12 protein-coding genes are annotated in these 23,502 nt (G+C 64.9%); 4 read left to right on the plus strand and 8 right to left on the minus strand.

The window, feature by feature from the left end; translation table 11 throughout:
- Nucleotide 1: 1 nt before the first annotated feature.
- Nucleotides 2–943: an EamA family transporter gene (locus AC07VS_RS24920; protein ID WP_492349949.1), complete on the minus strand. Its 942-nt coding sequence runs from the start codon at nucleotides 941–943 to the stop codon at nucleotides 2–4.
- Nucleotides 940–1,392, minus strand: coding sequence for an acyl-CoA thioesterase (locus tag AC07VS_RS24925; RefSeq protein WP_027477279.1), 453 nt, complete (start codon nucleotides 1,390–1,392; stop codon nucleotides 940–942). Before AC07VS_RS24925 ends, AC07VS_RS24920 begins: the two co-directional genes overlap by 4 nt.
- A gap of 256 nt (nucleotides 1,393–1,648) precedes the next feature.
- On the opposite strand from AC07VS_RS24925, the gene AC07VS_RS24930 reads away from it, so the two are divergent.
- On the plus strand, nucleotides 1,649–3,634 hold the full coding sequence (locus AC07VS_RS24930; protein WP_492349950.1) for an EAL domain-containing protein: 1,986 nt from the start codon (nucleotides 1,649–1,651) through the stop codon (nucleotides 3,632–3,634).
- A 45-nt stretch (nucleotides 3,635–3,679) separates the two neighbouring features.
- Here AC07VS_RS24930 and uvrA read toward each other — a convergent pair whose 3' ends face one another.
- On the minus strand, nucleotides 3,680–6,625 hold the full coding sequence (uvrA, locus tag AC07VS_RS24935) for an excinuclease ABC subunit UvrA (protein ID WP_494752318.1): 2,946 nt from the start codon (nucleotides 6,623–6,625) through the stop codon (nucleotides 3,680–3,682).
- 160 nt (nucleotides 6,626–6,785) lie between these two features.
- Here uvrA and AC07VS_RS24940 point away from each other — a divergent pair, with 160 nt between their 5' ends.
- Together AC07VS_RS24940 and ssb are read left to right on the plus strand one after the other, a co-directional pair.
- The gene (locus tag AC07VS_RS24940; RefSeq protein WP_492349970.1) at nucleotides 6,786–7,985 is read left to right on the plus strand and encodes an MFS transporter; all 1,200 of its coding nucleotides are present in this window, start codon (nucleotides 6,786–6,788) and stop codon (nucleotides 7,983–7,985) included.
- Nucleotides 7,986–8,001: 16 nt separating this feature from the next.
- The gene (gene ssb, locus AC07VS_RS24945) at nucleotides 8,002–8,559 is read left to right on the plus strand and encodes a single-stranded DNA-binding protein (protein WP_492349952.1); all 558 of its coding nucleotides are present in this window, start codon (nucleotides 8,002–8,004) and stop codon (nucleotides 8,557–8,559) included.
- Nucleotides 8,560–10,648: 2,089 nt separating this feature from the next.
- Here the strand turns inward: ssb and AC07VS_RS24950 are convergent.
- A complete protein-coding gene (locus tag AC07VS_RS24950; RefSeq protein ID WP_492349953.1) occupies nucleotides 10,649–11,482 on the minus strand; it encodes a hypothetical protein in 834 nt (277 codons plus the stop codon).
- Nucleotides 11,483–11,681: 199 nt separating this feature from the next.
- Nucleotides 11,682–12,506, minus strand: coding sequence for a hypothetical protein (locus AC07VS_RS24955; protein WP_492349954.1), 825 nt, complete (start codon nucleotides 12,504–12,506; stop codon nucleotides 11,682–11,684).
- Between the two features lie 897 nt (nucleotides 12,507–13,403).
- Between AC07VS_RS24955 and AC07VS_RS24960 the strand changes: the two genes are divergently transcribed.
- Nucleotides 13,404–15,023 (plus strand): hypothetical protein, encoded by a 1,620-nt coding sequence (locus tag AC07VS_RS24960; protein WP_492349955.1) that lies wholly within the window; start codon nucleotides 13,404–13,406, stop codon nucleotides 15,021–15,023.
- A 253-nt stretch (nucleotides 15,024–15,276) separates the two neighbouring features.
- Here the strand turns inward: AC07VS_RS24960 and AC07VS_RS24965 are convergent, their stop codons facing one another.
- From AC07VS_RS24965 to bcsB, 3 genes are all read right to left on the minus strand, one after another.
- Complete coding sequence (locus tag AC07VS_RS24965) at nucleotides 15,277–19,833, minus strand: cellulose synthase subunit BcsC-related outer membrane protein (protein WP_492362999.1); 4,557 nt, start codon at nucleotides 19,831–19,833, stop codon at nucleotides 15,277–15,279.
- Nucleotides 19,809–21,023: a cellulose synthase complex periplasmic endoglucanase BcsZ gene (gene bcsZ, locus AC07VS_RS24970; protein ID WP_494752319.1), complete on the minus strand. Its 1,215-nt coding sequence runs from the start codon at nucleotides 21,021–21,023 to the stop codon at nucleotides 19,809–19,811. Before bcsZ ends, AC07VS_RS24965 begins: the two co-directional genes overlap by 25 nt.
- 89 nt (nucleotides 21,024–21,112) lie before the next feature.
- A complete protein-coding gene (gene bcsB, locus AC07VS_RS24975) occupies nucleotides 21,113–23,491 on the minus strand; it encodes a cellulose biosynthesis cyclic di-GMP-binding regulatory protein BcsB (RefSeq protein WP_494752320.1) in 2,379 nt (792 codons plus the stop codon).
- Nucleotides 23,492–23,502: the final 11 nt, after the last annotated feature.

The following is a 23,502-nucleotide window of genomic DNA, read 5'->3' on the forward strand; positions in this document are numbered from 1 at the left end:
ATCAGCGCAAGCGGCGGTGCTGCAGCAGACGATCGCCGCCCAGCACACAGGCCAAGGCCAGCACCACCAGGGAGATGCCCCCCCATTGCCAGGGCGTGATGCCCTCTCCCAGCAGCAGCATGCCGGCGCTCAGCCCTACCACCGGCACGCCCAGGCTGAAGGGGGCGACGCGGTTCGCCGGGTGGCGTTGCAGCAAGCGCGTCCACAGCGCATAGCCCAGCACGCTGGCCATCCAGGCCAGGTAGGCCACGGCCGCCCAGGCCAGCAGCGGGGCCTGCAGCCAGTGCCAGCGCAGCTCGGGCGGATCCTGCCACCAGGACAAGGCGGCAAAAGGCAGCACCGGCACCAGGCAACTCCACACCACAAAGCCCAGCGGCTCCATGTCGGGGCTGTGCTCGCGCGCCTTGCGGATCACGATGTTGGAACTGGCCCACATGGCGGCGGCACACAGGTTGAGCACAAAGCCCCAGAAGGTGGTGGCCCCGGCAGCGGCGCCCGGTGCCAGGTAGTTGAGCGCAAAGCACAGCAGACCGGCACAGGCCAGCAACAAGCCGATTTGCAGCGCCCGCCCGGCGCGCTCGCCCAGCAGCACAAAGCCCAGCACGGCGGTGATGAAGACCTGGGTCTGCAGCAGCACCGAGGCCAGGCCCGCGCTCATGCCGACCTGCATGGCACAGAACAGAAAACCGAACTGGCCCACGCCCTGGGTCAGACCATAGAGCAGCAGCCAGCGCCAGGCCACACGCGGGCGGCGCACCAGCAGCACCAGCGGAAAGGCGGCCACGAGGTAGCGCGCCGCCCCAAGCTGGAAGGGCGTGAAATCTCGCAGCCCCACCTTCATGGCCACGAAGTTGAGCCCCCACACCACCACCACGCACAGTGCGGCGAGCAGGTCGGTGCGGCTCAGGCCAGGGGCGGTGGGCGGGGCGGGTGCTGCCGTCAATGCGGGGCCTGAGGGTTGGCCTTGGCGGCCTCGATGTGGGCCTTGGCCCGTTGCGCCAGGGCGATGTCGCCCGGGGTTTCGGGCGAGAAGGTGTCCACCGGGATGGTGTGGCCATGCGAGTCGAGGGCCACGAACACGATCAGGCATTCGGTGGTCTTGGCCATCTGGCCGCTTTTCATGTCACCGCTGCGCACCTCGACCGAGATGTTCATGCTGGTGGTGCCGGTGTAGGCCAGGCGGGCTTCGACCTCGACCAGGTCGCCGATCATGATCGGACGGTGGAAGCGGATGCCGCCCACGAAGACCGTCACGCAGTAGCGCTTGGACCAACTCGTGGCGCAGGCATAGCCGGCCTCGTCGATCCATTTCATCACGGTGCCTCCGTGCACCTTGCCGCCGAAATTGACGGTGCTGGGTTCGGCGAGAAAGCGCAGGACGATGGAATGCATGGTGGGGTAGTAAGTCGACAGAAAGTCGCATTATTCCCGACCGGCGGTTGTCTTGCTGGGCGCTTGTGGTGAGGCGCACCACAGCCAGACCCGCTGGTCGGTTAGCGATGTGAAAAGCCAGGGGTGCCGTCAAGAATCATCCGGCGTTCCTTTGAAGAAGGCCGTTGGTCTTGATTTTGAGGGCTGCGTGTGCGCTGTCTCGCTGTTGGCACTTTGGACAAGCGTGCGGTCTTTGTTGATCTGACCTGGAGCCCGCATGGCCATTGCCCTGAGTGAACTGCCACCGCTGACCGACTTCGAGCACCTGTTGCCACCCGACATCCCGTTGTTGTGTCTGCAGGGGGCTGCTCTGGTGGGTCTGCTGGCCGCCGTGCTGCTGGTTTGCCGGCGTCACGGGTTGCCGATACGCCAGCGCAGCCTGGCCCTTGGTTTGGCCGTGGGGGGCGCGGGCTATGTGATTGGTGCGCTGGTGGCCAATTACGGCGAGGGCGAGGTGCGCCCCACCCTGGTGATCGATTTCCTGTACCTGGGGGCCTACCTGGGTGGCTGGCGCGGCGGCTTGCTGAGCTTTGCCCTGGTGGAACTGGCCCGCTGGCAGTACGGCGGCATCCTGCACCTGGGGGCTGCCGTGGCCGATGGCTTGGTTCATGTGATGAGTGGCTGGATGCTGCGCCTGCTGATTGATCCGCGGGCCTTGCCGACCCTGCATGCCAGCACGGTGCTGGGGGTGTGGGTCGGGCGCCTGCTGTCGACCGCCGTGGGGGCCTGGTTGGGGACGGTGTTGTCCGACACGCCCTGGGAGACCCTGACGCAGCTGTTGCAGGCCCGAGCCACCATGATGCCCATCTCGTTGCTGGTCATCTACTGCACCTTGCTGCTGCTGGCCACCGATGCCCAAATCGATGCGCAGCAGGCCCGTGAGCACGCGCTGCTGCGGCACGACCCGGTCAGCGGCCTGCCCAACCGGCGCGCCCTGAGTGAACGCGTGCAGGCGCATTGGCACCGTGACGACCCCCGTGCGGCCTGCCTGGTGGTGTTGGAGCTGGGCAACCTGAGCGATTTTCTGTCCCGCCATGGTCAGGAGCGGGCCTGGCGGCTGTGGCAAAGCGGCGGGCTGGAGCAGGGGGGGGCCTTGCTGCGTGAGGTGCTGGTGGCCTTGCGGGCCTATCGGCCCACGCCATTTCAATACAGTGACTTCTCGCTGGCGCTGTTTCTGGAGGGCGTGGCCCTGTCAGATCTGGAGGACCGCGGTGAGCTGGAGCCCGCCTTGCGCCGCTGCGAGGCAGGCATCAGCCAGGCCTGGCCGGGTTACCGGGCGGCGGTCCGGTGTGCGGTGGTGGACCTGGGGCCGGTGAACGACACCCCGACGCCCCACCTGCCTTATCGCGAGATCACCCTGGCCTTGAATTCGCTGCCGCGCGGGGTGGCGTATTTCAACGGTTTGATGCAGCAGGACCAGGCCCTGGATGCTTTCATTGAAAGTCAGATGAACCGGTGGGCGGACCCGGGCACGGTGCCGATCTGGTTGCAGCCCAAGCTGCATCTGGCCACCGGGCAGGTGGAGGGGGCCGAGGCCTTGCTGCGGCTGAGCGATGCTGCAGGCCGGGCCGTTTCGCCGATGCGGGTGATTGCGGTGGCGCGCCGTGATGGCCGGCTGGCCGAGGTCGAATGGGCCACCTTGGCGGCCACCGTGCACCTGTTGCAACAACAGGCGAGCCGCCTGCCCGGCGTGTCGATGGCGGTCAATGTGTCGGCCGAGTCCTTGTGCCTGTCTGGGTTTGCGCAGCGGGTGCAGGCCTTGCTGGTGCAGTGCCAGGTGCTGCCCGGCCTGTTGCGCCTGGAGCTGGTGGAGTGGTCTGACCTGGTGGACGACCCGCGGGTGCAGGCCAATCTGGCCTTGTTGACCGCCCTGGGGGTGCCCTTGTCGATCGACGATTTTGGCACCGGCTATTCCAATCTGCTGCTGCTGACCCGCTTTTCGTTTTCCGAGGTCAAGATCGATCGCAGCCTGGTGACCTCGCTGAGCGAGCTGAAGTCGTTGGTGGTGGTGGAGCACATCGTCGAGCTGGCCCACCGCTGCGGGGCGGTGGTGGTGGCCGAGGGGGTGGAGACGACCGCCGTGGCCACCCAGGTGCGTGATCTGGGTGTGGACGTGGGGCAGGGCTATCTGTTCGCGCGCGCCTTGCCGCCCGAGGAGTTTGTGGCCTATTGCCGCCGGCCCAGGCTGGTGTTGCCGGTCTGAGCGACGGATTGAGCGTTGGATTGAATCCTGGATCGGCTGCCGGCCTCAGGCGCCGGGTGCCAGCAGCCGCGCCAGGTAGCGCCCGGTGTGGCTGGCCGGCAGCGCGGCCAGGGCTTCGGGCGTGCCCACGCCCACCACGGTGCCCCCCCCGGCACCGCCTTCGGGGCCCATGTCGATCAGCCAGTCTGCGGTCTTGATCACGTCCAGGTTGTGCTCGATCACGACGATGGTGTTGCCCGCGTCACGCAGCTGGTGGATCACCTTGAGCAGCAGATCGATGTCGGCAAAGTGCAGCCCGGTGGTGGGCTCGTCCAGGATGTACAGGGTGCGCCCGGTATCACGCTTGGACAGCTCCAGCGCCAGCTTGATGCGCTGGGCCTCGCCGCCCGACAGCGTGGTGGCCGACTGCCCCAGCTTGATGTACGACAGGCCCACCTCCAGCAGGGTCTGCAGCTTGCGTACGATGGCGGGCACCGCCTTGAAGAACTCGTGCGCCGTCTCGACCGTCATGTCCAGCACCTGGGCGATGTTGCGGCCCTTGTATTGAACCTCCAGGGTTTCTCGGTTGTAGCGCTGACCCTGGCACACATCGCAGGGCACGTAGACATCGGGCAGGAAGTGCATCTCGACCTTCACCACGCCGTCGCCCTGACAGGCTTCGCAGCGCCCGCCGGCCACGTTGAAGCTGAAGCGACCCGGGCCGTAGCCGCGCTCACGCGCAGTGGGCACCTCGGCCATCAGCTCGCGGATGGGGGTGAACAGGCCGGTGTACGTGGCCGGGTTGCTGCGGGGGGTGCGGCCGATCGGCGACTGGTCGACGTTGATCACCTTGTCGAACTGTTCCAGCCCCTCGATGGTGTCGTGCTCGGCGGGTTCGTCGTGGGCGCGGTGGATCTGGTGGGCGGCCGCCGTGTACAGGGTTTCGTTGACCAGGGTTGACTTGCCAGAGCCCGAGACGCCCGTCACGCAGGTCATCAAACCCACCGGGAACTCGACCGTCACGTTTTTCAGGTTGTTGCCGCGTGCGCCGCTGATGCGGATCACCTGGGCCGGGTCTTTTTGCACATGGCGCTGGGTGGGCACCTCGATGCGGCGCGCCCCGCTGAGGTACTGGCCGGTGAGCGACTGCGGGTTGGCGCGGATGTCGTCAAACGTGCCCTGGGCCATCACACGCCCTCCGTGCACGCCGGCGCCTGGGCCCATGTCGATCACATGGTTGGCGGCGCGCATCATGTCCTCGTCGTGCTCGACCACCAGCACGCTGTTGCCGATGTCGCGCAGGCGCTGCAGGGTGCTGATCAGGCGGTCGTTGTCTCGCTGGTGCAGGCCGATGCTGGGCTCATCCAGCACATACATCACGCCTGTCAGGCCCGAGCCGATCTGGCTGGCCAGACGGATGCGCTGGGCCTCGCCGCCGGACAGGGTTTCGGCGCTGCGGTCCAGGCTCAGGTAGCTCAGGCCCACGTCGTTGAGAAACTTCAGCCGCGAGCTGATCTCTCGCACCACCTTGTCGGCGATCTCAGCCTTGGCGCCGTGCAGGTGCAACTGCTGGAAATACTCATGGCATTCGCGCAGCGTCAGGTGGCTGACCTGGAAGATGGCACGGGCCTCGGGCCCCTCGCCCAGGCGCACATGGCGAGCTTCGGTGCGCAGCCGGGCGCCGCCACAGTCGGGGCAGGGCTGGGTGCTGCGCAGGCGGGCCAGTTCTTCGCGCACCACGGGCGAGTCGGTTTCGCGAAAGCGCCGCTGCAGGTTGGGGATGATGCCCTCGAAAGGGTGCTTCTTGGCCACCTTGCGCGGGGCCTTGCCGGCCGCGCCTTCAAGCTCGTAGCTGAAGCGGATCTCGTCCGTGCCCGAGCCGTACAGAATGGCCTGCCGGGTGGCCTCGGGCAGGGTCTCGAAAGGGCTCTCGATGTCGAAGCCATAGTGTTCGGCCAGGCTTTCGAGCAGCGAGAAGTAGTGCGCATTGCGCCGGTCCCAGCCCTTGATGGCGCCGCTGGCCAGGCTCAGGGTCGGGAAGCCCACCACGCGCTGCGGGTCGAACACATCGGTGGCGCCCAGGCCATCGCAGGCCGGACAGGCCCCCACCGGTGAGTTGAACGAGAACAGTCGCGGCTCCAGCTCGCTGAGCGAGTAGCTGCACACCGGGCAGGCAAAGCGGGCGTTGAACAGGTGCTCGGCCGGGCGCAGTGCGGCCGGGTCGGCGTCCATTTCGAGGGCAATGGCACGGCCATCGGCCAGGCGCAGCGCGGCTTCGAAGCTCTCGGCCAGGCGTTGCTGCATGTCGGGGCGCACCTTCAGCCGGTCGATCACCACGTCGATGTCGTGCTTCTCGTTCTTCTTGAGCGCGGGCAACTGATCGAACTCGTGTGCCACGCCATCCACCCGAAAGCGCACATAGCCCTGGGCCTGCATGCTGGCAAACAGCTCGACGAATTCGCCCTTGCGCTCGCGTGCGACCGGGGCCAGGATCATCACCTTGGTCTCTTCGGGCAGGGCCAGCACGGCGTCCACCATCTGGCTCACGGTCTGGGCCTGCAGGGGCAGGCCATGGGTGGGGCAGTGCGGTGTGCCGGCACGGGCAAACAGCAGGCGCAGGTAGTCGTGGATCTCGGTCACCGTGCCCACGGTGGAGCGCGGGTTGTGCGAGGTGGCCTTCTGCTCGATCGAGATGGCGGGCGACAGGCCCTCGATCACGTCCACGTCGGGCTTGTCCATCAGCTGCAGAAACTGCCGTGCATAGGCCGACAGGCTTTCCACATAGCGGCGCTGCCCCTCGGCATACAGGGTGTCGAAGGCCAGGCTGGACTTGCCCGAGCCCGACAGCCCGGTGATCACCACCAGCTGGTTGCGCGGGATGTCGAGGTCGATGTTCTTCAGATTGTGGGTGCGCGCCCCGCGAACGCTGATGCGCTGCTGCCGCTGCTCGTTGACGAGGCTGGCCAGGTAGGGGCCGTCGGTAGATGCGCTGTCGGGGGCAATGGGGTTCACGGTGGTCCGGGCTGGGAAAAACCCACCATGATAGACATCACGTCACCGTTTGGCACAGGCCGGCTGGGTGGGCTTCGCCGACAATATGGGTTTTGTGCGTGAATGCCACGCGCATTCGCTTCTCTCCCCCTTTTCACACCTCATGACTGTATCAACCGCTATGACAGCGCTGGAGCGCCGCTCCACCCAGTCGCTGGCGTTCATCTTTGCCCTGCGCATGCTCGGCCTGTTCCTGGTGTTGCCCGTGTTCGCCCTGGAGGCGCGCAAGTACCCGGGGGGCGATGACCCGGCCCTGGTGGGCCTGGCCATGGGCATCTACGGGCTCACCCAGGGGGTGTTGCAGATTCCTTTCGGCATCGCCTCCGACCGCTTCGGGCGCAAGCCCGTGATCGTGGTCGGCCTGCTGTTGTTTGCGCTGGGTGCTTTGGTGTCGGCTGGCGCCGAGACCTTGCATGGCCTGGTGCTGGGGCGTGCCTTGCAGGGCGCCGGGGCCATTTCGGCAGCGGTCACCGCCTTGCTGGCCGACCAGACCCGGGACGAGGTGCGCACCAAGGCCATGGCCTTGATCGGTGCCAGCATCGGGCTGATGTTTGCGCTGTCGCTGGTGCTGGCGCCGGTGCTGACGGCTTGGTTGGGGCTGTCGGGCCTGTTCGTGCTGATTGCCGTGCTGGCCCTGAGCGGCGTGGCCGTGGTGCTGTGGCGCGTCCCCACCGCGCCGCCCTTGCCGGCCGATGCGCCGCGTGGCAGCCTGCGCGAGGTATTGGCCCTGGGTTCGCTGCTGCGGCTCGACTTCGGCGTGTTCGTGTTGCACGCGGTGCAACTGGCCATGTGGGTGGCCGTGCCCTCGATGCTGGTGCAGGCCGGCCTGGAGAAAAGCCTGCACTGGCAGGTGTACCTGCCGGCGGTGCTGGCGTCGTTTGTGGTCATGGGCGGCACTTTGTTTCCGTTGGAGCGTCGGGGGCATCTGCGCCCGGTGTTTCTGGCCGCCATCGTGCTGATCGGTCTGGTGCAACTGGGCCTGTGGGCGGTGGTGGATCACCAGCCCGGCCTGCTCACCCTGGGCGGTCTGCTGTTCATTTTCTTCTGCGGCTTCAACGTGCTGGAGGCCAGCCAGCCCAGTTTGGCCTCGCGCCTGGCGCCCGCGCGTCTGCGCGGCACGGCACTGGGCATCTACAACACCCTGCAATCCCTGGGCTTGTTTGCCGGCGGCGCCATGGGGGGGCTGCTGGCCCGCTCGGTGGGGGGGCATGGCTTGTTCCTGGTCAGCTCTCTGGCCTGTGCCGTTTGGTTGCTGGTGGCCTGGCCCATGAGCACGCCAGGACGTGTCGCCACGCCCACAGACGCCATAATCTCGCCCTGAATCGGAGAATTGAGCCATGGCATCTGTCAATAAAGTCATCATCGTCGGTAACCTGGGGCGCGACCCCGAGATCCGCACCTTCCCCAGCGGCGACCAGGTGGCCAACGTCACCATCGCCACCACCGACCGCTGGAAAGACAAGCAGTCTGGCGAGATGAAGGAAGCCACGGAGTGGCACCGCGTGGTGTTCAACGGCCGCCTGGCTGAAATCGCAGGCCAATACCTGCGCAAGGGTTCGCAGGTCTATGTGGAAGGCTCGCTGCGCACCCGCAAGTGGACCGACCAGGCCGGCGTCGAAAAATACAGCACCGAAATCCGGGCTGACCAGATGCAGATGCTGGGCAGCCGCCAGGGCATGGGCGGTGGTGGTGGTGATGAAGGTGGTTATGGCGGTGGCTACGGTGGTGGTCAGGGCGGTGGTCAAGGCGGCGGATACGAAAGCGCGCCGCGCCGCGCCCCTGCAGCCGCTCCTGCCGCGCGCGCCCCGGCCCCGCGTCCGGCCCCGGCTCCCGCGCCCATGGCCAGTCGTCCGTCGTCGGGGTTTGACGACATGGACGACGACATTCCGTTCTGATCCCCCTTTCAAACGTCGTTTGCTGCCGTGCCCGGCACGGTCAGATTTCCGCCAAGTCGGGCCAGATGAGCTGCCCTGGCGCATGGCCTTGGGCTTGGTACTGACGCGTCTGAGCGCAGACGTGCTGCGGTGCAGGGCTGAACGTGAGCGAGTTTGGCAACCCCGCTTGTTGGGGGCCTGAGGCTGGTGTGGATCTCCCTGTCCTGAGGCGCGGCATCGGCATGAGGTCTTTGGCGCCTTGTGCTTGCCAAACTGTCAGGCGATGCAGGTGCCTCCAGCTTCCATGCACGATGCTCGGGCCCCGACCTTCGAGGAGGTGGCGACCTGGTCGCTGGGGGTACAAAGCCCTTACGCGGGTCCGGTGTCGATCAGCGCGTTCGAAGCGCTCAAGCCACTTGGCCAAGTTCGTCGCGGATCTTCTTGTCCGACGATCTGTTGGGCAGGCCACCTGCCTGTGTCCCCTCTCTGGCACAAGAGCCCGCGCTGCTCCAGGGGCATGGACTGGCCCTTGAATGCGTGTGCTGGGCCCGACGCCCCTCTCGTCGGATCCCTGGGCAAGGGTCTTCAAGCGTCGGGCCTACGTCCAGCCGGGCGTGCATATACGACACCGCAATGAAACCCCTGTTTCTGTTTGTGATTGGCTTGGCTCGCTCCTGGCTGGATTGGAAAATCTTTGCTTTTGGTGTTTGATTTTTCGCAATGATGAGGTGCCTTTATTTGATAAATATGTGAAAAAAATTTGATTTAAGATCGAAAGGTATAAAATCTGAGCCTGAATCGCCCGTAAGTGGTCTTCTTGACAAGGATGGAATCAAATTGTTACATTCTGTAAGTGATCTCGCTGGTGGCAGTGACACTGGGCGCCCAAAGTCCGCTGTCTTCGACCGCAGGCGAGCGTTTTCTGGCCAGGTGTGAGGGGGTGGACCCTGCTCGGTGGACCCCTTCTCTCAATCGACTGACTCGGCTGACGGCCAGGTGCCACAGGATGCGGTGATTGCCGCTGGAATCCATGACTGATTTGACGGTCAATGACGGGATCTCGGTGAATGGGCCGGCGGGGTCGACCAATGGTGACCGTCGGAGTCTGGTGCGGTCTGGCGTTCCGGTCCCCGTGATGAGGGTCCTGGGTCTCGGCCCTGCGCACGCAAGAGAGGCTTGGCGAACGGGCTTCGTGCGGCACGGCCTCTTTCCTATGAGGGTATTTCCTGTCCGAGGCTTGAGGGTGACCTGCGACGCTGGGTGTCTTCAGCGACAGCGCCGGGCATGCTCCCAGGTGGGCACCCCCTCCAATCAGTGAACTATTACCGTATATGAAAAGATTGATACCTCATTTATCCCTAGCCTCATGACCGCGTCCGCCTGCGTTTCTAGAATTCGAGTCAGTTTGCGAACACCATCGGTCGTCCAAAGGGTCTGAGTGGAATGTCGATCCCTTGGCAAGGCCCGAAAATGCCCCTTACCCTGAACAAACCGCGACTGTCACCCAGAGCCTCACCATCGGATCCACTATGAGCCACCGCACGAATGCTGGCGCTGCCTGCGCCTTCAGGATGAAGCGCCTGCCATGTGAGCCCAGGGCCGGTGGAGCCGCTCGGTCGTCCTGGTGGGCCCTTGTCGGTGTGCTGGCTGACGATGACGTTCAGATCCCAGGCGTTCCAGCGCTTCGGGCCTGCGAAGCCCTAAGTAGGCAGTCGGATGAGGACGCCAAGAACTTCGAGATAGGCGGACGAACAGTACGAACACCCGAAATGGCATGCCGTCGGAATGCAAGCCATCCAGCGCCGCTGCGCTTGTTTGTTCAGCTGTGTTCCGCATTCGCTGCACACCGTGAAAAAGCTGGCTCTTGACAGTTCTGCGTCATACATAAAGCCCTCCAATCATGGAATCCATATACCCCTCGAACTGTGATGATCCACTGATGCCTGTATTAATAAGCCAAACCGGGCAGTCCTCGGAGTTCACATCGACCAAATCATCAACTGGTATGGATGAGAATCCCAAAAAACCGCTGTCTGCCGCGTATTTCCGTTTTCTTCAAGTGGCACGGGTGATCCAGTCTGAAACACTGTCGAATCATCTGGACGTCAATTCATTGGCCCTTCTGGAGACAATCACTTTGTGCTGGTTCGAGGGCAAGCCCCTGACGATCAGCCAAGTCATCGGCCTGAGCGAACTGGGTTCGCCTGCCACGCTGCACAAGCGCCTGGCCAAGCTTCGGGAAAACGATCTGGTCGTTGCCCAATCCATCGAAGGTGACACCCGCTCGAAATTGATTGTCCCGTCTGAAAAGTCGATGACCTATTTTGAGAGGCTGGGTTATTACTTCAATAATTGATCTTAAAGGTGCGATTCGGAGCGCGGATATCAGAAATCGAAGCTGAATGACGGCCAGCCCTATTCCGATCAGGTTGATTGTCAGGTCATTGCGAAAGTAATCGCCGTAGGACAATGGCCCGCCGACAATGTTATTTGTGATACTCAATAGAAGCGATTGAAACAAAGAATAAAAAAAGACCAGACTGGAGAATTTTCCGATGCTCAGGCGGATCAGGTTCGGGTCGATTTCGAGTAGTTTGAATGACACAAGCCGGCACAGCAACGGCGTCACCGCAAGCAGGGCCTGGGCCAGTTGCTGACTCATGAGGGGAAGGGCCTCGTGCGTGCCTGGTTCCATATAGACCTGCGCAAGGCCGATGGCCAGTGCACCACTTTTCGAGAAAACGATCACGAGGATGAAGCCGATGCCCCGATTCAGCGTGCTCAGCATCCGTTCGGCGTCGCCGTGCCCTGATGACAGGTGGGCCACGGTGTAGTCAAGCAAGCAGGCCAGCATGAAGATGACGGCACAGATGCAGAGGTGTTCAAGCCCGGCACGCCAGAACTGGGCTCCGTGTTCTCTTGCCCATTCGAGGTGGCGCGTCATCGCCCGGCCGTCGGTGACCGTGTCAGGTGCCGTGGATCGGGCTGGCGGTGTTCTGCTGTCGACCGCCTGCTCCTGTGTGGAGGGCGGTTGAGCCTTGAATGGCCCGATGGTGTCGAGTTTGTATTTTTCATTTTCCTCTCCTTTGCTCTGAATCCTCCGTGAAGCTCTGCCGGAACTTCAGGGGTGCATGCTGTTGTGCTCAGGTCTCGGCGGCGTCCAGACCGTAGACCTCATTGAAATACTGGCGCAAATCCTGGTCGGTCTTGATGTGGCTTCTCTTTTGCTTTTCCGACGCCATGACGGCCTGTGTGACGTCGCGGAAAAACAAGATCCCGGAGATGGACTCCGAACGGATGTTCATGCGTGACAGTTGAACCAGCGTCTTGCGGGGCCAGTCGATCTCGATGATGCAATGGTAGTTGGGCGTATTCAAAGACGAATTCAGCATCTTCTCGAACAGGTACCCGAACTGTGGAAACGGCTTGAGCGGCTGGCAATTCAATTGGATGGCCGCGAGGATTTCTGCCGGAGGCAGGTGCATCAGGTCCTGGATGTGCAAGTCGAAAAGAGTGCTGAAACTGTCGTTGATGCGGGTGCATTCGCCGTTGGTATCCAGCAAAACCCAGGCATCCAGGGCCGGTTCACAGGCGGCAACAGGGGTTTGAGTCTTGCTGCTCTGTCGTACCTGACTGGGCTGTGGGGCCGTGATGACGACCTCTTCAGGTGCGTGCACCCGCCCCGGTTGTTCGAGCCACGAGGTCCCTGGGGCCACGAAAGCTGTGGCGTTGGGGGGCGGCTGGATCCGCAGGTGGGCTCTGAACCAACGCCACGCGGTGTTGATGGATTGGATGGCACTTCGGAACCCCGGCTTCAAGGGGGCTTCGAACGAGGGCCAGTGGAAATCCGAATCGGCAAAAAATGGCTTGGAATGGTCCTTGGCGCGGCCGCCCTTCCAGCTACTGGCCTCGGTCTCCTTCCGGGTGAATGGATGATGGCGCGTTGGTGTCTTGGCAAAGACGTGCATAGGAACTCCAACTCATGGTATTTATTGTTTACAACCCTCAAGCACGTCGATATTTCTATCAAATGTATTAAATAAGCATTATTAAAATGATTTAAATTGCATATTTACGACTTTAGACCGTGCTTGTTTATATAATTTATAAGTAAAAATAAGGCTTGTCAAATGATCTTTGAAAAGCAGGCTGCAGTAAATGAACGCGTTTTCCAAGCCGGATGGAGCGTCGCTCCCCAAAGGCTGCATGACACAGGGGAATGGGATGGCATGAGGCCATTTCCGGCGAGGTGTCACGGCACCGCTCTCCGATGGCCTTTCGTGGGGCGGGGCCGTCTCATCGAGTCAGCTGACACAGGCGTGTGAGCTTGCTCATTTGCCCTGGTGGAATTGGCTGCGCCCTGAATGCCGATATTGCCTGTCTGATAGTTCGTGCCACTCTCATTCCATCGATGCCTTGAAGATGCCCTCGGGCCGAGGGGGCCATCGAATTTGACTTTGGGCGAAATCCCTTGGCGTAGGCTTGCAATCGGCGTCTTGGCGTACGCTTGTCCGAGCAAGGCTGGAAACGTGTCTTGGGGCTCGCGTGGCTGGGGATGCGCAACCTCTGTTCCATGGACGCCTTCGTGCGGATGTCGGGCAACCCAGATTCAAGAGCCGTCCTCGTCGCTTCGGTGCATGGCTGGCGCTGTTCGCATGAGCCCGGGTGCGACAGCCGCCGTTGCGACGGTGGTTCGACCGCTGCACGGTGCTCTTTATGAGGGGGCTTTTGTGACAATGTTGTCTCAGCCGGCCACCGCGCGCGGGTGCACAAGGCCAAAGCCTGTAACATCGCGTAAGTTTGCTTTGGGGCGGCCTGTGTCTGCGCCAAGGTCGGGGGCTGCGGCTGTCACGAGGATCACGCAATTGAAGTTACTGAAGCTAAAACATTGGGTTCCTGCCCTTGGCCTGCTGGCCCTGGCGGGTTGCGGCGGCGGCAGCACCGGGGATACTTCCAACGTGGGGGCAGTCACGGGCACGCAGCAATACATGGATGGCATCTGGACCGGCACCACGGGCACCGGATCAGCCCAGCGCAATGTGGTGGGCTACGTCAGTGGCGGCAGTGATGGCAAGGGCGGCGATTTCTACCTGGCCAAGGGCGCTGCCGGTACTTCCGGCTACGACAGCATCTATGGCCTGCTGCGGGTCGATGTGGCCTCGGTGGCGGCCACCAATGTCACGTATTTCTCGGTGCAGGATGGCAAGTTCGCCACCGGGCTGAGCCTGGCCGGCACGGCCAGCACCAGCACGGGCGCGGCGCGCACCGACACCTTCAGCGGCAATTACAGCAATCCGGCGAACACGGCAGCGGCCACCGGGGCGGTCACTTCGCTGAAGATGACGTACAGCACCCTGAACAACTATGGCGCCACCTATGCCAAGCTGCAGGGCAAGTACACCGGTGGTGCTCTGTTTGGCGGCAGCTGGGTGCTGACGGCGGACGCGGTGGGCAACCTTGCCGGCACGGTGTCGGGTTGTACCGTGGCCGGCACTGCCACGCCCCAGACGGTGGCGGCCAACAGCACCACATCGCCCGCGATCTACAACGTGGTGCTCAATCTGTCGGGCGGCATCACCACCTGCGCAGCCACGGGCACCACCCAATCCGGTGTCGCCTTCCTGAAGTACGACACGCTGGGCAACAAGACCGGCATCTGGATGTTCACGCGCAGCAGTACCACCACCTTGAACACGTATGTGCTCGATGGTGTGCTGGTGGCGGGCAGCACCTCCACCCCGGCGACCACCCAGCAGGTGGCAGCGGGCTTCTGGAAGAGCTCCACCAGCACCAGTTCTGGCGATGTGTATGCCATGGTCTTGCCGGACAACTCCTACTTCTTCTACAAGCGAGTGGGGGGCGGGTACGACGCGCTGTACGGCAATCTGGTTGTGGCCACCGGCACCAGCATCCTGAGTTCGACCGATGGGGTGTACTTTGCCAACCAGAACCTGGCCTCGACCCAGTACACGGCCGGCATTCTCATCAGCGGTGATGTGCGTACCCAGAGCAGCCTCACGGGCACGTACACCGACCCGACGGCTTCGAGTGCCCAGACGGCCTTCAGCATGGTGCCCGACACCACCAATCTGTACACCTCGCCGATCCTGCCCACGGTGTCGGCGCTGTATGGCACTTACACCAGCTCGACCATCGGTTTTGGTGGCACTGGCCTGACCCTCAAGATCGCTGCCGACACCACGGATGGCACCAAGAGCGTCATCACCGGCACCACCACCACGGGCTGCACGCTGACCGGCAACATCTCGGCCTACAGCAGCACCAACACCACGCTGAACCTGTACCGGGTCGATACCCTGACCTTTGCCGGCACCTGTGCCCTGGCGGGTCTGCCGGTGCAGTCGGGCGCGGCCTCTGCTGTGTTCGATGGCGCCAACAACGTGGTGGGCCTGCGCATCGGCGCAGCGGGCTACAGCGGTGCGGCCACCCGGGCCAATCTGGTGTTCATCGGTTCGAAGTCCTGATCGGATCGCCCCCCCCTGAAAAGGCCCTTCGGGGCCTTTTTTCTTGCCCGGCGCGTGTTGCGCCGGGTGAGCCATGCGGTGACCAGGGCGGTGCCCGTTGGCTAAGTGGGTAGGGCGTGGGGTCATGTGCCGCCAAGGGGCGGCAAGGCCCGGGCATGGCGCCGTCAAAGACAGCATGAAAAAAGCCCGCACCCTGGATGGGGTGCGGGCTGGATTGAATCGGCTTCGCGTGACTTGTGCGCTCAGTTGCCGCTCAGTTGCCGTAAGGGGATTTCACCGTGTTCACGGGGAGGGCCTGCAGGCCGGAATACGGTTGCAGCGCGTAGCGAAGGTAAATGCCCCCGATGAATTGCCGGTAGTCGCGGGCGTTGTCCAACGCCAACTGGCCGCCCACAAACAACTGCGGGTGCATCTGGAACTCCATGGCCGCGCCCAGGTTGTAGCCCAGGCCGGTCTTGGTCTGGCCCGGGTACACGGCGCCATTGGCCGTGGAGCCTGCTGTGCCGAAGGCAAAGGCATCGTTGGCCGCCTGCACTGCCGCGGACTGGCGTGACGAGCTGGTCGGATAGTAGGCGGCGGCTTCCTCGCGGAAGGTCTGAACGCCCAGGGACCCCTTGAGCTGGTAGGAGAAGCGGTTGCTGCGCTGTGCCCATTCCAGCGGCACGCTGAGCGACAGAAAGCGTTGTGGGCTGAAGTAGCCACCATGACCGTACGTGAAGTAACGCAGGTTCTTGTCGTAGCTCAGCGCGGTCACATTCAGGCCGGTGGTCAGCGACGAATTGGCGCTGCGGTCCAGTCGCCAGTAAAGGCCACCGCCACCTTCCACCCGGGTGTTGGTCGCCACGTTGGTGCCGGTCAAGCCATACAGCGAGCCATAGGTGTACAGGCCGAAGTCACCGCTTTCCCAGTTCAGGTCGAGGCGACCGCCGGTGGACGACACGCCCCCCCAGTTGTCGCCGCTGCGTGGGTCTTTGGTGCCGGCGAAGGACAGCAGGCTGTCGGTCACCGGGCGGCGCGAGCCATCCACCACCAGGGTCAACTCGTCATTGAGCGGGATGCGGTACTTGACGCCCCCGGTCACATCCGATTTGTTGAAGCCCAGCGGTGTGGTGCCCACGTCCATCTTGAGGTTGGTCGACTCGTAACCCACGCTCAGACCCACCCCGGAGGCGCTTTGGCCACCGGCGGATCGATCGGGCAGGGCCAGCGAACTGACCGGACCACCGCCGAAGCGGCTCAAGGTGCCGTAGTCGAGATCGGGGGTGCCCGCATTCAGCGAGGTGGGGGTGATGCCCAGGGTCATCTTGCCGTCACCTGCATCGAACTTGAGTTGCAGCGGGGCTTCAATGTCGGTCAGTTGGCTCAGGCCGGATTCACCCTGGCGCACTCGGGCGACCAAGCCCAGCGACACCACGGGGATGCGGTCTTGCCGGATGTCATTGAGTTCGTCCAGCGCAGCACTGCGCGGTCGGCCGTTGTTGGCGGCACTCAGGCGGCTGGTCTGGGCGATCTGCTGGCTGGGTGCTGCGAAGGCGTTGCTGGTCGAGGCTGGGGCCCAGGCCGTCGCATTGCTGGGCGCTGGCGGCACGCTGCCGCTGTAAATGGCCGCAGGATCCGGAATGGGTTGGGCGGCGTAGATCGGCGCCACGGGTGCGCTGGCGGGCACAGGCTGGCTGCGTAGGGTGCTGGCCGCGGCGGCCTCGGCCGGGCTGATCAAGGCCGAACTGCCTTGCGGGGGGGCAACCCGGTCGGCGACCTGGCGGCTGTTGGCATTGCCGGTACTGCCCGTGCTGCGGCTTCGGCTGGCGGCAGCCGGGGTTGCGTCTGCGTTATTGGCCGTGCTGCGCGGGGTGACGGCCGCGCTGGCGGGCTGCGCACGTTCGTTCACGCTGGTGCCGGAGGGCACCACGGTGCCGAGCGGGGCCGGCCGGTAGGTCTGGGTCTGGTAGTTGTTGGGGTTGGGCACCTCGGCAGCCTGGGCGACCTGCAGGGGGGGCATGCCCGCGCCAGTGGCCGGGTAGGTCGACAGGCTGTAGGCCGAGCCTGTGCCGATCGCGTTGCGTGCAGCGCCTGCGGGTTCGGGGATCAGGGTGGCCGAGCGCGGTGAGGCCACAACAGCCGGGGGCGTCCCCAGCGCGGCCACGGGGGCAAAGCGCAGGGGTTCCGCCACCGGGGCCATCGAACTGGGGCCATACGAGGTGCCCACCGGCACGGCCGTGGGCATGGCCCCCGGAGTCAGTGGCGCAAAGGGCTGGCGTTGGGGTTGGTTGTTGCGGTTGGCAAACGGGTTGGTCGAGCGGGCCTGCACCAGCGCACCGCTGGCGGCCAGTTGGGCATTGCGCTGCTGGTTCTCGGCCGCCACGGCGGCGGTGAAGTATTCGGTGGCCTTGCTGGTCTTGCCCTGGGCCCGGTACAGACGGGCCGCGGCGGTCAGCACCTCGGGATTGTTGGGGGCTCGTACCAAGGCGATCTGGATCGCCGAGTCGGCGTAGGCGTATTCCTTGGCGGAGATGGCCAGCGACGCCGCAGGCAGCAACAGCTGCAGGTTGTTGGGGTCTTTTTCGAGCAGGCGGTTGTACAGGGTGATGGCCTGCACGTAGTCGTTGTTGGCGGCGTACATGCGGGCCAGCGCGCCCATCACCAGCGGGTCGTTCGGCCGTTCGGCCAGCACCGGGGCCAGGGTGTCATAGGCCGCGGCCAGATCACCCGCCTCGCGCAGGGCCTCGGCCTGGCGCAAGGTGTAGCCCACACGCAATTCGTCGAAGGCGGCGCGCTGCTGCAGCGTCATGGGGGTGCCTTGCAGCTGGCGCAGGATGCCTGCCAGCTCCACGTCTTGCTTGGTCTTGAGCAGGATGGCCGCGTACTGCAGGCGCAGCCCGGGTTCGGGACGGGCCGAGCGCGCCAGCAACTGGCGGATGGTGGCCATGGCGCGGTTGGCGTCGCCAGCGTCGGTGTAGGCCAGTGCTACAGCGCCCAGCAATTCAGGGTCTTGACCTGTGAAAGGCTCGACCTGAGCCAGCTTGGCCAGGGCTTCGGCCTGACGCCCTTGCAGGGCCAGGGCCGAGGCGCCGTCGGCCTGCACATGCACCCACACGCGCTTGTACAGGGCGGCGATGTCACGGGTGCGGTTGGCTTCAGGCACGCGCTCCAGTGTGGCCAGGGAACCGGCCCAGTCCTGGGTCTCGGCCGACAGCAGGGCATGGGCGTACAGCGCCTCGGGCATGTTGGGGTTGGAGATCAGCAGCCCGTCCATGATCCCGCGGGCTTCGGCCTTGGCACCCAGCTTGATGTACAGCCGGGCCAGGTCCAGGCGAACCCAGGCGTTGGCCGGGTCATTCAGCAAGGCGTTTTCCAGGGCCACGCGGGCACCGGTGTCGTCGCCACGCGCGGCCGCCGCCTTGGCCTGACCCAAAGCCTGGGTGGCACGCAGCCGGCCCAGGGCGCCGACCTTTTCTTGCTGGGTGGGGCTCATGCGCTCGACGATGCGCAGGGCTTCGTCGGCCTTGTTGTTCTGGGCCAGCACGCCGACCAAGCCGCGAACGGCGTCGGGATTGTCGGCCTGGCGGGCCAGCACGCGACGGTAGGTGGCCTCGGCGGCGTCGTACTGGCCTTGCTCGACCAGCACATCGGCCAGGTCGTTTTCGGCGGTGGTCTCCTTGGGGTCCAGACGCACGGCTTGCTGCAGGTATTGACGAGCAGCGTCGAGGTTGCCGTTTTCACGGGCTGTGGTGGACTGCGCGACCAGCGTCCAGTAGGTGGCGCTGTCGAGCGCGCTCTTCCAGCGGCCGGCCTGGCCCTGGCGGGTGGCGCGTTCCAGGTAGTCGCGCGCCTGCGAGAAGTTTTCCTGGCGCAGACGCAGCACACCGAAGCCGCCCAGGGCGTCGCCGTCGGTGGGACGGGCTTCCAGCACACTGCGGAAACCCGCCTCGGCGGCTTCCAGGTCGCCATCGTCCAGCGCGCGGAAGGCCTCCTGGGTGCGCTTGCGCAGCGGGTCGGCGCCCGGGCCTTCGGGGCTACGGGCCTGCTTTTGCTGGCGCTCGATCTCGTTCAGTCGGGCTTGCACGGCGGCGTCGCCCGGGAAGGCGCGCAGGAACTGCTGGTAAAGCGGGATGTCGGCGCTGCGGCTGCCGGTCCAGGCCAGGGCCTTGCGCCAGCTTTCGATGGCGGCGCTGCCGACATCGGGGTGGCTGGCCAGCCGTGCCAGATGGACGATGCCTTCGCGTCGGGTGGCGTCGCGGTAGGTCAGGTGCTGGGCCAGTGCCAGCGCGATGCGGGCATCGTCGGGCTGTTCCTGGGCCAGTTGCTCCAGGCCCTTGCGCGCCGACTCCCAACCTTGGGCGGTGCCGCCCAGGGTCTGGTAGTACTCCAGGGCCAGCGGGCCGCGAGGGGCTTGGCCACCCAGGGCGTTCTGGTAGGTATTGACCGCTTCGGCGGGCTTGCCGGCCTTGGCCAGGTCGCGCGCCGTCTGCAGTTGCGGCCCGTTGCGCATCACGTTGATCGACTGCTCAATGTTGGCCAGGCCAGGGTAGTTGGGGGCCGCTTTCTTGAGTTGGGCGATGTATTTGGCCGCCTCATCAAAGCGCTTGTTGCTGGCTTCGACCACGGCCATGCCGCCCAGGGCTTCAGGCTGGCTGGGGTTGATCTTGAGCAGTTTCTGCCAGGCTTCGGCCGCGCGCTCGGTGTTCTCGCGCGCTTGCCAGTACTTGCCCTGCTCCAACAGGGCCTTGACAGCGGGTTCCTGGGCGAATACGGCCGGCACACTCAGTGCGGCCAGCAGGCTCATGGCTAGCGTTTGGTGGCGGTTGAACATGCCTTCTCCCAGCGTAATTGCAGTCTGCCCGTGGGCAGGAATTGATAGCGTTTCTCGATCCAGCCTGTGCCGAACAAACCGAGCACGTGATCGTAATAGGGCAGGCGGGCGGCCGGGTCAAACAGACGGGCCTGTACCCGCTTCTGTTGCAGCAGCAAGGCGGTGTTGCGGCCGTCTGTCTGCAGGTAGGGCAGCAGGGCCGCCGCAAAGCCGATGGGGCCCATGCCCTGCACGGCACCGGTGCTGGTCTGCACCTTTTCGGGTGGAAACTCGGCCTGCTCGATGGCCTGGGCCATGCCGCCCAAGGCCCGGCGCAGCGGGGTGGCGGCCGGGTCGGCGGGCGCCGTCATGCCCGCCCACAGGTAGGTGCGGATGGCGTCATAGCTGCCCACGTCACCCGATTGCGGGTCGGCCACAAAGTTGCCGCGGCCGTTGTCGGCCAGCCGCCAGGCCACCCAGTCGGGCGAATAGCCCCGCGGGGCGGTGTCGCTGATCAGGCGCACGGTGTTGCCGGCCAGCGTGCTCCAGGGGCCCTTGGGGTCGAATTGGGCAAAGCGCCGCAGCAGCGGCAGCGGCAGGTAGCTGGGGTTGAAGCGCCACAGCTTCTGGTCGGGGAAACTGAAGCCGACCGGGCCAGGCAGCACCATCTTGCCGAAGCCGGGCAGGTCGATGAGTTCGTCCTGGATCACCCGTGCCAGCAGTGTGCGGGCGTCGGCTTCGTAGCCAGGTTTCTTCCACACGCGAGCCGCCTCAAGCAGGGCGTAGGCCAGCCAGAGGTCGGCGTCCGATGCCGGGTTGTTGTCGATGATGCCCCAGGTGCCGTCCTTGCGCTGGCCCCACTGCCAGGCCGGCAGGCGGGCGGCGATGTTGCCGCCGGCCAGATTGGCCACGGTCCAGCGCCATAGGCGCTCGAAACGTTCGGGCTGGTTGGCCACCAGCGCGAAGAACATGGCATAGGACTGGCCTTCCGAGGTGGAGTGCATCTGGGCGACATTGAAGTCGACGATGCGTCCGTCCTCCTGGGCGAAGCGTTCATTGAAGCTGTCCCACAGCGGCCACTCGGTGCTGGCCCGGCAGCTGGCCGCGGGGGCCTGGTTTTGCCCTGGCTTCGCCTGGGCGGCCATGGCATGGCCCCCCAGCAAGACCAAAGGCGCCACGGTCAGTGGCGCCAGGACTTGGGTCAGGAACATTCGTCGGAGCCCCGCACCCGAAGGCGTGGGGCGCTTTCGGGTGGGGCTCGATGGCGTGGCGCGGGGCAGGTTCTGCATGGACCTGAGGATCATCCCTGATTCTTGAGGCGGGCACGTGCACGGGCCCGCAGCGACAGGAACAGCAGCACCGCAATCAGCAGGGCGGCCAGAATGCCCAGGCCCAGCAGCAGCAAGGGGTTGCCGGCGAGGAACCACTGTATCCAGGTCAAGGGGTCCAGGTGGCCGACGTAGTAGCTTTGCTCGGCCACCAGGCTGTCCACCTGCTTGCCACGGATCACCGAGGTGCTGCCCTGGATCTCTTTGACCAGATCGGCGTCGAGCAGGGCGTCGACGATCTGGGTCATGCCTTCGGGGTTGTTGCTGGACAACTGCACCACACTGCGGCCAGCGCTGACAGGCGACTCGAAGCCGGCGATCACGCCGTCATTGCTGTTGCTGTTGAAGGCCACCTGGTTGCGTCCGGGCTTGGCGCCGTCGCGCTGGCTCGGATCCCACCAGCTGAAGACCCGGTAGGCAAAATCTGAGATCTTGAAGCGGCGCGCGCCGGTCTGGATGTTGACCGGGCTGGCATCCGCCCACTGGGTGAGCAGGGGCTGGTTGGAGGCCGAGCCGATCACGACCACATCCTTGCCGGCCAGGGCCTCGATCTGCTTGGGCGCGACCACGCTGACGGCGGTGGCTGGGTAGCCGGTGGATCGGCCAAACACGCCGAGCAGGCTCAGGTAGCTGCTGTAGTCGCTGGTGGTGGGCTTTTCAGGCAGCACCACGGCGGTTTCGGACAGGTCGGCCAGGCGGGTGAACGGAAAGCCGCTGTTGCTGAAGGCGGCCAGATCGGGCATGGCCAGGAAGTGAGAGAAACCCGAGATGTCCACCGTCGAGTCGGGCTCGACCGTGCCCCGCACGTTGTCCAGCACCACATCCTTGCACGAACCTTGTTTGACCATGTCGTGGAAGTAGTGGAACTGCAGCTGCGTCTGGGCCGGCAGCTTGAACAGCGGGATGTGAAACTGCTCGCGGGCCGGGATCAACTCGCCCGCCGGCAGCACGCTGTCCACCACGCGCTCCACGGCGCCCGGGGTTTCGTGGCTGATGGCCAGCAAGGGCAAAGAACGCAGGAACTGCTGGTTGACGTTGATGTTCAGCGTCGACTTGTCCAGGTTCGGGCGAGGGGTGTAGCGGTACTTCAGGTCGACCGGAATGCCCTTGGTGCGCCAGCTGAACAGGTCGGGGGGCAGATGGAAGTTGACGCGGATCAGGTCAGGTGAATAGCCCGAGACGTTGAGGTTTTCCTCCTGGACCAGTTCGCCGAACTTGACGGGACGGTCACTGGCCAGCCAGTTGGGCGCGTCATAAGGCTTGCGTGGCTTGAGTTCGGTCAGGCTGGTGATGGTGGCCACCTGGCCCGACAAGGCGGGCGAGCCCACGGCCACGGCGTTGGCCGCGATCTTCAGCTCTTTGCCGTCGCGCCCCATCACCAGCAGCAGCTTGGCGGTGGCATCGTTGGGGTTGGGCACCATGGCCACGGTGGGACCTTGCAGGGCCGGCAGGCTCAGGCCGCCCGGAATCTGCTGGTTGCCGACCGCGAACACAATGGCGTTCCCCTGGGCCGGAATCTGGTCCTGCATGGCCGGGAAGCGGGCCCCCCGGTAACCGGCCAGGGCGCCAAACCAGGACGACAGCGCGCCGGCGGCCTCCAGGGTGGACGCTGCGGGCGTGCCGGCAAACACCATGGGCAGTGCCAGGGGCAGCGCGTCGCGGCGGTCAAAGAAAGGCTGGGGCAGCAAGGCCAGGTCGTTGGCCTGGGCGATCGGCGTGAGCGTCAGCTCCAGCACGCTGTCGTTGCCCACATTGGCCCACAGGCTCGAATGGGTCGGGTCTTCGCAATCGCGGGTGTAGTGGCCGATCAGTTCGAGGTTGAGTCGGTTGAACTCGGTGATCAGGCGCGGCGGGATGATGACTTCGCGTTGCAGGTTCTGCCCTGCCTGCTCGGTGGGCACCGGAATCGTGGCGGCCACCTGTTCGTTGACCATCACATTGATGTGCGAGAGCTGCGGGATCAGGGAGGGCGAATAGGCGTAATTGATCTTGAGCTTGGCGCCAGTCACCACCTGGTCGGCCCGGATGCTGAAGGTCACGCCGCTGTTGCCGCGGATGCCGCGCAGTTGCAGCGGGAACAGGGCCCCAAGCTGCTTGAGCGAGAAGGTCGCCGTGCGCGCATTGGCCACCCGTGCGCCCGGGGTCTCGCCGGCTTCGGCCGCGGTCTCGGTGATGATGCGGCCCGAACCGCCTGCTTCGCGGGCAGCTGCCGCGGCGCGGGCCTTGGTGGCCGCCTCGGCGGGCTGCAGACCGGGCGCCGCCAGCAGCAGCGCAATCGCCAGGATGACCGGCTGCAGGGGCACGCGGTGGGCGGCGCGCTGAGAGAGGGCTTGAGAGGTGGAGTTCTTCATGGTCTGTGGGC

The organism is Curvibacter sp. GW821-FHT01G03 (genome assembly GCF_059422285.1).

Bases quoted from the DNA above. Each gene is read 5' to 3' on its own strand.
- bcsB (WP_494752320.1), bottom strand. From the start codon at position 23,491: ATGAAGAACTCCACCTCTCAAGCCCTCTCTCAGCGCGCCGCCCACCGC.
- AC07VS_RS24950 (WP_492349953.1), bottom strand. From the start codon at position 11,482: ATGACGCGCCACCTCGAATGGGCAAGAGAACACGGAGCCCAGTTCTGG.
- AC07VS_RS24930 (WP_492349950.1), top strand. From the start codon at position 1,649: ATGGCCATTGCCCTGAGTGAACTGCCACCGCTGACCGACTTCGAGCAC.
- AC07VS_RS24925 (WP_027477279.1), bottom strand. From the start codon at position 1,392: ATGCATTCCATCGTCCTGCGCTTTCTCGCCGAACCCAGCACCGTCAAT.
- AC07VS_RS24955 (WP_492349954.1), bottom strand. From the start codon at position 12,506: ATGCACGTCTTTGCCAAGACACCAACGCGCCATCATCCATTCACCCGG.
- ssb (WP_492349952.1), top strand. From the start codon at position 8,002: ATGGCATCTGTCAATAAAGTCATCATCGTCGGTAACCTGGGGCGCGAC.
- AC07VS_RS24940 (WP_492349970.1), top strand. From the start codon at position 6,786: ATGACAGCGCTGGAGCGCCGCTCCACCCAGTCGCTGGCGTTCATCTTT.
- bcsZ (WP_494752319.1), bottom strand. From the start codon at position 21,023: ATGTTCCTGACCCAAGTCCTGGCGCCACTGACCGTGGCGCCTTTGGTC.
- AC07VS_RS24965 (WP_492362999.1), bottom strand. From the start codon at position 19,833: ATGTTCAACCGCCACCAAACGCTAGCCATGAGCCTGCTGGCCGCACTG.